This window comes from Pseudomonas orientalis, assembly GCF_022807995.1.
In the GTDB taxonomy this organism is placed as follows: Bacteria; Pseudomonadota; Gammaproteobacteria; order Pseudomonadales; family Pseudomonadaceae; genus Aquipseudomonas; species Aquipseudomonas orientalis_B.
In genome coordinates, this window is record NZ_CP094351.1 from 4,326,505 (window position 1) to 4,339,734 (window position 13,230).

15 protein-coding genes are annotated in these 13,230 nt (G+C 61.0%); 3 read left to right on the forward strand and 12 right to left on the reverse strand.

The features are described from left to right. Window positions 1-19 precede the first annotated feature (19 nt). From araG to MRY17_RS19185, 4 genes are all read right to left on the reverse strand, one after another. Complete coding sequence (gene araG / locus MRY17_RS19170) at window positions 20-1,519, reverse strand: L-arabinose ABC transporter ATP-binding protein AraG (protein WP_243352699.1); 1,500 nt, start codon at window positions 1,517-1,519, stop codon at window positions 20-22. Further along, window positions 1,516-2,496 carry a substrate-binding domain-containing protein gene (locus tag MRY17_RS19175; RefSeq protein WP_181285473.1) on the reverse strand — a complete coding sequence of 327 codons (981 nt, stop codon included), beginning with the start codon at window positions 2,494-2,496 and terminating at the stop codon, window positions 1,516-1,518. The genes araG and MRY17_RS19175 overlap by 4 nt, the downstream gene beginning before the upstream one ends. Before the next feature lie 31 nt (window positions 2,497-2,527). Next, window positions 2,528-3,349, reverse strand: coding sequence for an SDR family oxidoreductase (locus tag MRY17_RS19180; protein WP_181285472.1), 822 nt, complete (start codon window positions 3,347-3,349; stop codon window positions 2,528-2,530). 149 nt (window positions 3,350-3,498) lie between these two features. Next, the gene (locus tag MRY17_RS19185) at window positions 3,499-3,978 is read right to left on the reverse strand and encodes a GNAT family N-acetyltransferase (RefSeq protein WP_181285471.1); all 480 of its coding nucleotides are present in this window, start codon (window positions 3,976-3,978) and stop codon (window positions 3,499-3,501) included. 191 nt (window positions 3,979-4,169) lie between these two features. On the opposite strand from MRY17_RS19185, the gene MRY17_RS19190 reads away from it, so the two are divergent. Genes MRY17_RS19190 through MRY17_RS19200 form a run of 3 tightly spaced genes read left to right on the forward strand, consistent with a single transcriptional unit; the run spans window position 4,170 to window position 5,268 of the window. Continuing rightward, complete coding sequence (locus MRY17_RS19190) at window positions 4,170-4,520, forward strand: hypothetical protein (protein WP_181285470.1); 351 nt, start codon at window positions 4,170-4,172, stop codon at window positions 4,518-4,520. Window positions 4,521-4,571: 51 nt separating this feature from the next. Beyond that, the gene (locus MRY17_RS19195; RefSeq protein WP_181285469.1) at window positions 4,572-4,838 is read left to right on the forward strand and encodes a hypothetical protein; all 267 of its coding nucleotides are present in this window, start codon (window positions 4,572-4,574) and stop codon (window positions 4,836-4,838) included. 49 nt (window positions 4,839-4,887) lie between these two features. Then, window positions 4,888-5,268, forward strand: coding sequence for a Rho termination factor N-terminal domain-containing protein (locus tag MRY17_RS19200; RefSeq protein ID WP_191956918.1), 381 nt, complete (start codon window positions 4,888-4,890; stop codon window positions 5,266-5,268). Between the two features lie 115 nt (window positions 5,269-5,383). Here the strand turns inward: MRY17_RS19200 and MRY17_RS19205 are convergent, their stop codons facing one another. The 8 genes from MRY17_RS19205 to MRY17_RS19240 all read right to left on the reverse strand — a co-directional run bounded on the left by MRY17_RS19205 (window position 5,384) and on the right by MRY17_RS19240 (window position 12,758). Next, window positions 5,384-6,301: a PfkB family carbohydrate kinase gene (locus MRY17_RS19205; RefSeq protein ID WP_243352700.1), complete on the reverse strand. Its 918-nt coding sequence runs from the start codon at window positions 6,299-6,301 to the stop codon at window positions 5,384-5,386. Beyond that, window positions 6,294-7,760: a purine-cytosine permease family protein gene (locus tag MRY17_RS19210; protein ID WP_243352701.1), complete on the reverse strand. Its 1,467-nt coding sequence runs from the start codon at window positions 7,758-7,760 to the stop codon at window positions 6,294-6,296. Before MRY17_RS19210 ends, MRY17_RS19205 begins: the two co-directional genes overlap by 8 nt. A gap of 55 nt (window positions 7,761-7,815) precedes the next feature. Continuing rightward, the gene (locus tag MRY17_RS19215) at window positions 7,816-8,829 is read right to left on the reverse strand and encodes an ADP-ribosylglycohydrolase family protein (protein WP_181283080.1); all 1,014 of its coding nucleotides are present in this window, start codon (window positions 8,827-8,829) and stop codon (window positions 7,816-7,818) included. Continuing rightward, window positions 8,826-9,539: a GntR family transcriptional regulator gene (locus tag MRY17_RS19220; RefSeq protein ID WP_181283079.1), complete on the reverse strand. Its 714-nt coding sequence runs from the start codon at window positions 9,537-9,539 to the stop codon at window positions 8,826-8,828. The genes MRY17_RS19215 and MRY17_RS19220 overlap by 4 nt, the downstream gene beginning before the upstream one ends. Before the next feature lie 70 nt (window positions 9,540-9,609). Continuing rightward, on the reverse strand, window positions 9,610-10,170 hold the full coding sequence (locus tag MRY17_RS19225; RefSeq protein ID WP_243352702.1) for a DUF1285 domain-containing protein: 561 nt from the start codon (window positions 10,168-10,170) through the stop codon (window positions 9,610-9,612). A 16-nt stretch (window positions 10,171-10,186) separates the two neighbouring features. Further along, on the reverse strand, window positions 10,187-10,792 hold the full coding sequence (locus MRY17_RS19230; RefSeq protein ID WP_181283077.1) for a DUF4823 domain-containing protein: 606 nt from the start codon (window positions 10,790-10,792) through the stop codon (window positions 10,187-10,189). A 227-nt stretch (window positions 10,793-11,019) separates the two neighbouring features. Next, on the reverse strand, window positions 11,020-11,988 hold the full coding sequence (locus MRY17_RS19235; protein WP_191952242.1) for a GTP 3',8-cyclase MoaA: 969 nt from the start codon (window positions 11,986-11,988) through the stop codon (window positions 11,020-11,022). A gap of 116 nt (window positions 11,989-12,104) precedes the next feature. Further along, window positions 12,105-12,758 (reverse strand): TetR/AcrR family transcriptional regulator, encoded by a 654-nt coding sequence (locus MRY17_RS19240; RefSeq protein ID WP_243352703.1) that lies wholly within the window; start codon window positions 12,756-12,758, stop codon window positions 12,105-12,107. Between the last annotated feature and the right edge of the window lie 472 nt (window positions 12,759-13,230).

A 13,230-nucleotide genomic window follows, 5' to 3' on the forward strand; every position in this document is an offset into this window, starting at 1 on the left:
ACCTGTGCCCTCTTGTTCTTCAAGCCCGCGTACGCGGAAGTGCCAGTTGCAGCAGTCGTGCTTCATCCGCCTGGTCATGGGATAACTCGCCCGTGAGGGCACCTTCGCTCATTACCAGAATGCGGTCGGAAATACCCATGACCTCCATCAGGTCGCTGGACACCACGATCACCGCAATGCCCTGCGCCGCGAGGTTGTGAATGATCTGATAGATCTCCGATTTGGCGCCGATGTCGATGCCGCGCGTGGGCTCGTCCAGCAGCAGCACCTTCATCGGCATCGACAGCCAGCGGCCGAGAATGGCCTTTTGTTGGTTGCCGCCGGAGAGATACATGATTTTCTGTTCGGCGCTGGGCGTCTTGACCTTCATGGCCTTGATTTGCCCGTCGGCGTTGCCCTTCTCCCAGCCATCGCGCAACAGCCAGCCGAACGCCGAATGCGCGCCACGGGCACTGATGTTGATGTTCTCGGCGACGCTGGACAGTGGAATGATGCCCTCCTTCTTGCGGTCTTCCGGGCACAGCAACACACCGACCGCGATGGCATCGCGCGGTGAGCGCAATTGCAGCGGCTCACCGCACAGTTCCAGGTTGCCAGCGCTGGCACGCTCCAGGCCACTGAGCAGGCGGAACAGCTCCGTGCGCCCTGCCCCCACCAGCCCGAACAGGCCGAGGATTTCGCCTTTGCGCACGTTGAAACTGATCGGTTCGCGCAGGCCGGGGCCGAGCAGGCCGTCGACCTTGAGCGCCACTTCGCCCTGCTCACGCGGGCGGTAATCATAGATGTCCTGGATATCGCGGCCGACCATGCAGGTCACCAACTGGTCATGAGTCAGCGCGCTCATGTCTTCGAAGGTGCGCACGAAGCGGCCATCCTTGAACACCGTCACCGCATTGCAGATACGGAACACTTCTTCCATGCGGTGCGATACATAAAGCACCACTTTGCCCTCATCACGCAGGCGCGTGATGATCGCCATCAAGCGGTCGATTTCCCGCGCCGAAAGGCTGCTGGTCGGTTCATCGAAGGCGATCACATGGGCGCCACGGGACAGCGCCTTGGCGATTTCCACCAATTGACGCTGGCCCAGGGACAGGCGGCCGAGTTTCTCTTCGGGATCGATTTCATCGGCCAGGCCCTTGAGACAGGCCAGCGCCTGCTGGCGCAGCAGGCCCCGGTTGACCACGCCGAAGCGTGACGGCATATGCCCGAGGAACAGGTTCTCGGCCACGGTCATTTCCGGCACCAGGTGCAGCTCCTGGTGGATCACCGCCACGCCGCTGGCAATGCTGTCGGCGGCACACTTGAACGCCATGGTCTGCTCGCCGATCTGCACCGTGCCGCTGCTGGGGATATAGGCGCCGCCGAGGATCTTCAGCAGCGTCGATTTACCCGCGCCGTTCTCGCCCATCAGCGCATGTACCGAGTGCGGCCGCGCTTCAAAGCTGATCTGCGCCAGGGCTTTCACACCGGGAAACTCCTTGCCGATGCCGTTGAAACGCAAGGCCGCGCCGGTCATTTCCACAGGCCGATTTTGGTCAGTTCTTCCTGGAAGTTGGCGCGGGTGATCAAAGTCACTTCATCCATGGCGGTGTATTTTGCCGGTTCCTTGCCGGTGGTAACCCACTCGTACATCGCCAGCGCGGTGTTGTAGCCCTCGATATGCGGGCTTGGCAACATGGAGCCGAAGAAGCCGCTGTCGGCTTTCTTCAACTCGCCGATGGCGTCGGTGCCATTGATGCCGATGCCGATCACATTGGCGGCCTTGAAGCCGGCGCTTTCGGTGGCACGTACGCCACCCAGTACGGTGTTGTCGTTCATGCCGCCGATGATCAGGTTTTTCGCGCCGCTGGGCAGCTTGACCAGGGCCGAGTTGGTGGCGTCCATGCTGCCGGGTACATCGAGGGTTTTAAGCGCGGCGGTGAGGATGTGGTCCTTGGGAATGCCGGCTTCTTCCAGGGATTTGATCGAGCCGTCGGTGCGTTTCTTGCCGGTGTCGAGTTCGTTGAAGGTGTTGATCACCGCGTAGGTGTCCTTCCAGTCCCAGCCGCGTTTTTTCGCTTCAGCGGCCATGGCGGCGCCCTGTTTCTGGCCGACTTCAAACGCGGCCATGCCCAGATACGGCACGTCCTCCATGAAGTTGCCCTTGGCATCGACGAAGCGGTCGTCCACGGCCATCACTTTCAAGCCGTTGACCTTGGCCTTGGCAACAATCGCCGGGCCCAGGGACACGTCGGGCGGGCAGATCACAAAGCCCTTGGCGCCGTTGGCGGCCAGGCTGTCGATGGCCGACAGGGTTTTCTCGCCATCCGGCACGGCGATCTTGATCACCGTGAAACCGTGCTCCTTGCCGGCTTTTTCGGCAAAGGCCCATTCGGTCTGGAACCAAGGCTCCTCGGCCTGCTTGACCAGGAAACCGATCTTCACTTCTTCAGCGGATGCGAACCCACTGAACGCCAACGCAAGCGCCACAGCGCCGATTGTCTTCTTGAACATGACCACCTCTTTTTTGTTATTGGAAAACGATTCAGTCGTGGTACATCACAGACCGCCCACCATCGATCATCAGGCAGGTGGCATTGATAAAGGGCGCCTCGTCGGTCGCCAGGAACAGCGCGCTCATCGCCACCTCGATGGGCTGGCCGATGCGCTTGGGCGGGTGCAGGTCAAACGCCCGCTGGCGCTCTGCATGGGGGTCGGGGAAAGCGTTCCAGTAGTCGACGTTGAGCTGGGTTTCGATATAGCCCGGAGCGATGGCATTCACGCGGATGCCCTTGGGCGCGTATTCGATGCCAAGGGCGCGAGTGAGCCCGAGCAGGCCGTGCTTGGCGACAGGATAGGGAAAGCAGCCGGGAATGATGTGGCTGGAATGGGTGGACGCAATGTTGATGATGTTGCCGATGCCCTGCTCGATCATGTGCGGCAGCACCGCGCGGCAACCGTACCAGGCGCCGTCAAGGTCGATGGCGAAGCAGCGGCGCCAGTCCTCGTCGGTCATTTGCAGCGGGTCGCGAAACACATTGACCCCGGCGCAGTTGACCAGCACGTCCACGCGGCCGAAGCGCTCGATGGCCACATTGACCAATGCCTGCCATTGCTCTGTGGAAGTGATATCCACCGCCTGCGCGACAATCTCGGCGCCGCTTGCGCGCCAATGGGTCGCGACTTTTTCGACCTTGTCGCCCTGGATGTCCGCGATCACCAACCGCGCCTGCTGCGCCTGGAAGCACGCCACGATGGCCTCGCCAATGCCTTGCGCGGCACCGGTGATGATCACCACTTTGTGCTTGAGACGCTCGCCATAGGTCGGCTCGGGCACGGCGGGTAAGGACAACGGTTGTGCCTGCATCGCTTCACCTGTTTTATTTTTGGTAGTGAGTGCTGATGCAAGCGACTATAAACCCACTGATTGAAACATCTCAATATATAAATTTACATCCCATAATGTGAGCAAATACATAAAAAAACCGGCCGCATTTGGCCGGTTCCAGGCGCCTGTCAGCCTTGGGCAAAATCCCTCAGCGCATTACCCTCCATGCGGTAGCGCACCCACTCTTCCTGGGGCTGCGCGCCGATGGACTTGTAGAACGCAATCGCCGGCTCGTTCCAGTCCAGCACGCTCCATTCGAAGCGCCCGCAGCCGTTGTCGCAAGCGATCCTGGCGAGGTGGCGCAGCAACTTCTTGCCCGCCCCGCCGCCGCGCTGCTCCGGGTTGATATAGAGGTCTTCCAGATACAGGCAGTTGCTGCCCAACCATGTGGAATAGCTGAAAAAGAACACCGCAAAGCCAATCGGCACGCCATCGCGCGAACAGATCAGGCCGTGGGCGGTGGCGCCCTCGCCGAACAGACTGCGTTCAATATCCACCACGCTGGCGATCACTTCGTGCCGGGCTTTTTCATACTCGGCCAGTTCAGTGATGAACGTCAGGATCTGCGCAGCATCGCTGGGTACGGCGGGGCGAATCTCGATGGTCATGGGCGCGCCTTGGGCAAGTTCAAAGCCCACATACTAAGACGCTTTGATGACTGATTGCAGCGCAATTTCCGTATGACAGGTACACAAAATCTTACAGGCCGCGTAAGACCGTTCGTCGCCATCAAGGCACAAACAGCAAAGTGCGGCTGACCAATCAAGGGTAAGGACATTAATCATATGGAGACACCCTCATGAAAAATTCCAAATTCGCTGCCCTGGCCCTCACTGGCCTGTTGTCTGCCGCGTCGTTGAGCGCGTTTGCCGCTACGTCTTCCACCGGCAAGACTGATCCGGTCGGCACCCCGCCAAGCCCTGCCACTCAGGAATCCCAGGATTCGATGGGCACGGGCCTGGACACCAACGGCGGCGCGATCATCGACAACACCAACGCCGCCGACCCGCACACCCAGGGCCACGATACCCAGCGCCAGGCTCCGGCTGCAGTAGGCAACGGCAAGATGGGCCCATCGGTCAATGAACCGAAGATCAATAAGGGCGACGATTCGAACCTGCCAGGCGCACCGAAACAACCCGCACCTTGATACGTGCCTGACACGCTCGACACCCGATCATTTCCCAGTGAAGAGGTACACATGAACGTCGATAGAGATCTCGAAAAGGAAGTCCTCACCCGCCTGCTCCACGCTCACCCGCAAGGCTTGGGCAAGGAGGTGCTGGATAACTACCGCGGTGAAAAAGAAGTCGCCAGTGTCTTGGCGTTTCTACAGGACCGAGGGTTGATCAGGGACGGGAATGTGGCCACCGACGACGCCGGTGAATACTCGTTGAGCCTGCCGATCAAGTTGACCGCGTCGGGTGTGGATGAAGCACGCAAGCTCGAAGGTCAAGGCTTGCAGTGATTCCATTTCTGCTCTGGCCCCGGCGCTGGGGCCAGAAGGAGTTTTAGCGATGCCTCGTGGAAGCAAAGCCAAATACACCACTGAACAGAAACGCAAGGCCGCTCATATTGAAGACAGTTATGAGCATAAGGGCGTGTCCAAGGAGGAAGCTGAAGCCCGTGCCTGGGCTACCGTCAACAAGCAGTCCGGCGGCGGTGAAAAAACCGGCGGGTCCGGTCAGCGCAAGGCGCCGGCCAAGAAGAAACAGGACCAGCAGGATTCAGCCAAGCGAGCGGCGGCCAGCCGTGAGGGGCATCCTCGCGGCAGTCGTGCGTCGCTGGGTACGCAAACCAAGGAAAGCCTGATGAAGGAAGCGCGGGCCAGAAATATTCCCGGGCGTTCGAGCATGCGTAAGGATGAGCTGATCCAGGCGCTGCGCAAGGCCGGCTGAATAGAGTTCCAAATGTGGGAGGGGGCTTGCCCCCGATAGCGGTGTATCAGTCAGCTCATCTATAACTGACCCACCGCAATCGGGGGCAAGCCCCCTCCCACAGTTTGATGTGTGTTTATGCTGAAACTAATGTATCGACTTCGGCAGTGCCTGGAGCAGTCGCCGGCCCCCAGCGTGTCACCGCCAATGCCGCCGCTGCATTCGCTCGACGCGCCGCCTCGGCGGGGGTCAAGCCGTTCGCCAGTCCGGCAATCATTACCCCGGCATGCGCATCCCCCGCGCCATTGCTGTCCACCGCCGGCACCTTGAAACCCGGCACATGCCTGATGTCGCCCGCCCGCCCTACCCAGCACCCGTTCGGGCCATCGCGCACCACCAACAGCGTGTTGGCGGGCAGGTGCCGACTCAACGCGGGCAGCGCAGCGGCGATGTCCGGTGCACCGGTAAACGCCAGTGCTTCAGGTCCATTGCTGGTCCAGATATCGATACGCGGCAGCAGCGCCCGCATCAAGGCCGAGTCCGGCGCCTTGACCAGCGGACCCGGATCGAACACCACCACGATCTCGCACGGCAGCGCCAGCAACCAGTCGATCAGCGCCTGCGCCTTGCCCTCAAGCAGCAGGCTGTAACCGCTGACGTACACGTAGTCATCACTGCGCGGCACTGCCTGGGCCAAGTCCTCGGCACTCAGCTCTCGCTCGGCGCCGAGATGGGAAATAAACGTGCGCTCAGTAGTGGCTTCGGTCAGGGACACGCAGATACCGGTGTCCTGACCGCCGCTGGCCGGCAATGCCATTTCAACGCCCTCTGCCTGCATCGCCGCGCGGGCCAAGTCACCAAAGCGGCCGCTGCCGTGACGCCCCAGGTAAACCACCGGCAAACCATTGCGCCGCGCGGCAGCCATGACGTTGAAGCCACCGCCGGTTTCGAAACTGGCGGACCTGGCCAACACGTCGCCCCCGCTCGCCGGCAAGGTATCGAGGGCCATGACCAGGTCGACGATGACCTGTCCGGTGTGCAGCAATCTAGACATTGGCGCGCTCGACTGACGCCGGACGTCGATCGGCAGCGCCGCCCAGTACGGCATATACGCCGCCGGCCACCAGGAAGGTGACAATCCAGCCAAGGCCGTTATGGCCCAGCCAGGAATCGGACAGCGGCCCGGCAAACCAGATGTTGTCGGCGGTGGTGCCGATGGTGGTGAAGCTGAACCCCAGCACGATGGCCAGCGCCCAGGCGCCAAATGCGCGCCACTCCACACCGCCGCGATACCAGTAGGCGCTGCTCGGGCTGACATCCAGCAAATCCTTGGGGCTGTAGTAGTGACGGTGGATCAGGTCGACCACGAAAATCCCCACCCAGGCGGTAATCGGTACTGCCAGCAACGAGATGAAGGTAATGAACGGACCGTAGAAACTGTCGGCGATCAGCATGAAGTAAATGGAGCCGGCAAAAATCGCCACGATATCGACGATTACCGCATGCACGCGCTTGACCTTCAAGCCCAGGGTCAGGGTGGTGAGGCCGGCTGAATACACCGACAGGTTGTTCGACAACAGCAGCCCGCCGAACGCGGTGATCAGGTACGGCACCGCCATCCAGGTCGGCAGCATGTCGCGGATCGCAATGATCGGGTCCGTGGCCGAGGCCAGGTCGTTGTTACCCACCGACAGCAGGCCACCGAGAGTGATCAGCAACACCAGCGGTATGCCCGCACCGAACGCGGCGGAGGCCACCAGGCGCACAGCCTTGACGCTGCGGTGCTGGTAACGCGACATATCGGCACCGGCATTGGCCCAACCGATACCGGTACCGGCCGCCATGGTGCCGATGCCGATAATCATGGCGCTCAGCGGCGCCGGGGTGGCGTTGAATACCGCGCTCCAGTCGATGGTGGCGCAAAGGAAGCCGCCCACCAGAATGTTCAGCGCGCCGAACACGTAGGTCGCCCACTTCTGGATCACCAGCAAGGTGGCGTGGCCCAGCCCCGAAACGGCCAGGGTCAGCAACACGAAAATCGCGATGAAGATCAGGGTGAGCAACGGCGCGCTCTTGGCTTCCACCGGGGAACCGAACAGGATCGAGCACAGCGACAGCAACACAAAGGCAGCCGTGGTGGTGTTGACCGTTTCCCAGCCCAGGCGCGACATCAGCGATACCAGGGTCGGCCCGATATTGCCGCGTACGCCGAAGATAGCGCGGGACAAGGTCAGGCTGGGCGCGCGGCCACGGCGACCGGCGATGGAAATGATGCCCACCACCGCGAAAGAACCGGCAGCGCCCAGGATTGCGACGATGATCGCCTGCCAGATGGCCAGGCCGCGAAACGCAACCAGGGTGGCACCCAGGGGCAGGCCGAGGATGCTGATATTGGCCGCGAACCAGACCCAGAACAGTTGCAGCGGATGCCCGTTGCACTCGCCTTCCGGGACCGGCTCGATGCCGCGCGTTTCCAATTGCCCGGCGCCTTGGCCGGAAGAGGTGCTGCTCATGGGGGTGCTCCTGGTGCCTGTATTGTTATGGTTGTGGCAAAGCTTCAATGGCGGATCAACGTGATGCCTGGCGCAAGGCGAGCAGGTCCTGAACCAGCCCTTGCAGATCCAGGCTGTTGACCTGCTTGACCTGCTCGATCAATGGCCCGGGCCAGCACTGCGTCCCCAGACAGGCCCCGAGCATGGCGCCGAGAATTGCGGCGATGGTGTCGGTGTCGCCGCCCAGGCTCGCGGCCAGGCATAGCGCCTCGAAAGCGTTCATGTCGCCTGACGCAACCTGCTGCGCGAGGGCGAACGACACCACCACCGACTCCTGGGAAGCAACGGAAGTACCAATCAATTCATAGAGCAAGTCGGTGAACAGGGCGGTGTCGCCGCTGCCGACGCTCAGGGTGCGCGCCCAACTGATGCGGGTGGACATACGTCCGCCGGCAACCCAGTGGCCATGCTGTTCCGCCTGTTGGGCAACCTGAGTGCCGATGTTCAGCGCTTCGCCCAAGTCCACGCCGTTGATACCGGCCGAGACCACTGCCGCAACCGCCGCCGCGCTGGCAATGCCCAGGCTGGTGTTGTGGGTGACCTGGCAGGCCTGGATCACCGCCTGGATAAACCGCGCCGGGTCGCTGACATCGGCGGCGATGCCCACCGGCGTGATGCGCATGGCTGCGCCATTGGTGGTGCCATAGCGCCCGGATTCTTCGGGGGTGTGCCCGGCGAGGATCATATCGATCGCACGCTTGGTGGACGGCCCGAGCAGGTCCTGGGAACCCTTGGCGCGCATGGCCGCTTCCCAGTCGATCAGGCGTCGGGCGAGTACGCCGGGCTCGATCGTGCCGCGGCCTTCCACCAACAACTCACCGACCAGGATCGCCTGCTCGGTGTCATCGGTGATGGAACCGGCGGGCATGTTCGGCGCGATGGGTTGGTGGGGGCCGGCATCTTCCAGGGAGGTGATGGCGCCGAAGCGCTGCCGGACCTGCTCACGGCTCAGGGATTGGGTGGGCATGCCCAGCGCATCGCCCAGGGCCAGGCCATAAAACGCGCCAAGCGCGCGGTTTTCAGCAGTCATTTGGACGCCCCGAATTGCAGGTGCAAACGAAAATGCACAGGGTCGAGCAAGCTTTCAACATGCTCCATGAAACGCTCGCGACGGTCATAGGTGGTGCGCGAGGCCTTGAGAAATACCGTGCCGGCCGGACGACCAAGTAACTGGGCGTCGTCATCGCTCAGGGCCTCGGCGCCGATCCATTGGTCACCCGTGGCGCCCACATAGCCGTAGGCCGCCAGGGTGATGGTCAGGGAATGGTCGATCAGGCCGATGCGCGGCAGGCTTTCCAGGTCGCCGGTGGCCGGCATCAGCGAGCGCTCCAGCGACACCGCAGTACCGTCGGCGGTGCGGCGCAGGCGATCGAGGGCAATGAACTGCTCGCTGCCAAACCGGCTGAACAGATCCGCACGCGTCACCGCTTCGAAGCGCAGCACCTCGGTGCTGACTTGTGCGCCGGTGTCCGCCAGGGCCTGGGCCCAGCCATGACGCTGGTCGAGCCCCATGCCGTCGAAGGTGACGATGGAGCCGACACCGCTTTGGGTGGCGATATAGTTACGCCGCTTGAGCTCGGCCAGCGCTTCACGCAGCGTGCCACGACTGACCGCAAACTCTTCGGCGAGCTGATGCTCACCCGGCAACAGGAAACCGTCGGCCATCACCCCACCCTCGATACGGCGGATGAGTTCGTCGACGACGCGTTTTTTCTTATCGAATCGAACATGTCTAATCATGTACAAATTGATAACCGAAAGACGACGTTTCCAGCAAGCGAATTATTTCAGGAAAATCAAAAAGCCCGCTTCAGGGCTCAAGGCCAATTGGGAAAAACTCCCCGTTGCTCCATACGCCAAGCCAGTTCTGACCGTTGAGCGGACGGCTTACGGCCAGCTCGACCAATTGATAGAAGGCGTTGCGGTGCACCAGGGCCTCGAGGTTGCTGCGCACCCGCAGGTAAGGCGCCGGTTCCTCGGTGAGCGGATCGATCACCACCCGCAGCGGGTGTTCAGGGCCGGCGTCGACCTGTTCGTCGACATTAGTGGTAAACCGCAGCACCTGGCTCTCCCCCTGCCCTTGCACCTCAAGCGTGACGGCGACAAACGGCGCGTCATCGACAGTGATGCCGACCTTTTCCACCGGCGTCACCAGGAAATAATCATCGCCATCGCGGCGAATGATGTTGGAGAACAACTTGACCATGGGTTTGCGCCCGATAGGCGTGCCCTGATAGAACCAGGTGCCGTCGCGGGCGATGCGCATGTCTATATTGCCGCAGAAATCCGGGTTCCACAGATGCACCGGCGCCGGCCCTTTGCCTTTGGGCAGTTGCGCCAACAGATCATTGGCTTTGGCGGTATCGGTCATGGAGGTCTCCTCAGGCTTACTGATTGCTCATGCCGAGCAAGCCCCGGGCGTACTGCGCCAGGGGCCGGGCAATCAGATCTTGTGGCGTGTTGTCGTGGAACGTCAGTAAACCGCCACGACTGCGAATACGTGCAGTATCGATCAAATACTGGGTGCTGGTCTCGATCAGCATGATCTGGATCACGCCGCTGTCCAGGCCAACGCGGTCCAGGGCTTGCTGATCGGTCCATTCGTCGGCGTTGCCGATACGGTCATCGGCTGCCGCAAAACGGCAATACAGCAGGTAATGAGCCCCCGCCGCGCGCGCTTCGGCCATGGCCTGTTCGAGGCCTTCGGGCTGACGGGCGCGACGCACCATGGGGAAATATTCGACAAAGCCGTTGAAGGCTTCCTCGGCCACCACATTCGGGCGTGGATACGCACTGCCAGGCGGCACGAAAGCGCCCTGGGCGATAAAGATAAAGGAGTCCGGCTGCACACGAATTGAAGCGGTGCGGCGCGTATCGCTGTGGTCGAGCAAGCCCGCGTCGCTCATCTGATAGCGGGTGCCTTCGGCCATATCGCTGACGGTCATGCAACCACTGAGCGCCAACGACGCCAGCAACAAAACCAGACTACGCATCCTATTCCTCCAGAGGCCGGTGACGGAAAACCGGCGAATAGGCGTGAGATGCAGAATCTGCGCCAGCTTGAATCAAATGTGGGAGGGGGCAAGCCCTGATGCCCTGTAGGAGCGAGCTTGCTCGCGAAAAACCCACAGGCACCGCGCTCATTCAGAAGGCACGCGTTATCGTTGACGTTTTTCGCGAGCAAGCTCGCTCCTACAGACCGCATCCACATTGGAGGAAGTTAGCCGCCAATGATCTTCATCACCGTCGCGCCGCCCGAGAAGGCCACTTCCTGCTTGTCGCCCAGGGCCTTCATCAGCAGACCTTGCAGCGCCGGCAGCGCCTGGTGGCGCGGCTTGTCCAGCAGGTCGCCGACATAGTGACGATTGCTCGAAGACAGGCAACCATGCAACCACCCCGTAGACGACAGCCGCAACCGTGAACAGGTGCGGCAGAACGGCACGCTTTCATTGGCAATCACGCCAAAGAAGCCCTTGCCCGGCACCTCGTAGCGCACCGCCGTAGCATCGACGGGCGCATTGGCCTGCAGGTATTCATGCTGTTCGCCGATCAGGCTGAGCAATTGTTGCAGGCTGACAAATTGCTGCAGGAAGGCATTGGAGTCCTTGGCCAAGTGGCCCATGCGCATCAATTCGATAAAGCGCAGCTCGTAGCCCCGCTCCAGGCAGTAATCGAGCAACGGCATTACCTGGTCCAGGTTCTGGCCGCGCAAGGGCACCATATTGACCTTGATCTTGATCCCGGCCGCGCGGGCCTGGTCCATACCGTCGAGCACGGTGGCCAGGTCACCACCGCGGGCGATGCTGCGGAAGGCGTCGGCATTCAGAGTGTCAAGGGACACGTTGATGCGCCGGATACCGGCGTCCACCAGCAGTGGCAGTTTGCGCGCCAGCAACTGGCCATTGGTAGTCAGGCTGATATCGCTGAGCCCCATCCGCCCCACCGCGTCCATGAAAGCTTCCAGCTTGGGGCTCACCAGCGGCTCACCACCGGTAATCCGCAGGCGCTCGATGCCGGCCGCTTCGATTAAGTAAGCCACGCCTCGCGCCATGGCCTGGGCCGAGAGTTCGTCCTGGGCAGCCACCAGCCGCTTGCCGTTGGGCACGCAATAGGTACAGGCGTAATTGCAGGCTGAGGTCAGGCTGATCCGCAAATTGCGAAATCGCCTGCCTTGACGATCAACGATCATGAACCACTCCGGCAGAGGATGAATCGGGGCGCACTAAAAGCTGACTGATAAATCAGCTTTTAGCAAGGGTCCTTGCCTGAGTATATTCCTGGGGTACTGCGCGTGGCAGCCAATCATCAAGTGGACGGCGATTCCACGGACGGCAGCTCGGCACTGTGCTTGCGCTTGTTGCCCATGCGCACGCCAATATCCATCAGGAACTGGAAGAACCCTTCCTGGTCTTCCAGCACATTGCTCCAGAACGGCGAGTGATACAGCGCCACAGCGCCATGCACCAAGGCCCAGGCGGCGCAGTAGTGGAAGTACGGAGGCACGTCTTCGAGCTTGCCTTCGCTGATACGGCCCTTGATCAGCAAGGTCAGGCGTTCAAAGTTCGAGGCGCGGATTTTGTGCAGTTCCTCGACCATTTCCGGCACTTGATGGCCCTTGACGACCTTTTCTTCCAGGCGGTCAAACAGGCGGTAGCGCTGCGGATCGCGCATGCGGAACTCGAAATAGGCCCGGGACAAGGCCTCTTTGTCCTTGTCGACATCGGCCGAATGCAGCAGCTCGTTCAAGTCACGCTCGTAGTCGAGCATCAGGCGCAGGTAAATCTCGGCCTTGGATTTGAAGTGCTTGTAGATAGTGCCTTTGCCGATACCCACGGCATCCGCGATCATCTCGACGGTGACGCTGTCTTCGCCTTGTTCGAGGAACAATTTGAGTGCGGTGTCGAGAATTTCCTGCTCACGGCGGCGAAACTCACGGACCTTACGGGGTTCTTTATGCATGAGGAAGAGGTCTGCAAAGGTCGGAATAGGAAGGGTTGCGCAAGCCAAGGATACGTGGCGATACGATTTACCCAATACGAGGGATTATCCCGACTGAACGGTCGTTGGGCAACGCCTATGTGAACCGGTTATGAACTTTACTTTCAGTACGCCAACGATTTGGCTGATATCAGTCAGAAACGATACGCGCCATTCAGACCTGCGCATCCGTTCAATGAGAACTCAAGGGAAGCGCGCGTATTCCAAATCTGTTTAAAAATCGATCAATCGAGACTGGACTGAATCCGAGAGTGATCAATACTTCAAGTGTCGGCGCGACATCTCCCCCAAGTGAAGCGTCGACCTGGGTACCGACGGACTGCGTGCCCTTGTTTTACTCCTAATGGTCTTAGCCCGGATTCCCCCCCCCGAACCCGGGTTTTTTTTGCCTGCGATTTTCTCCTGTAGGAGCGAGCTTGCTCGCGAAGAACTC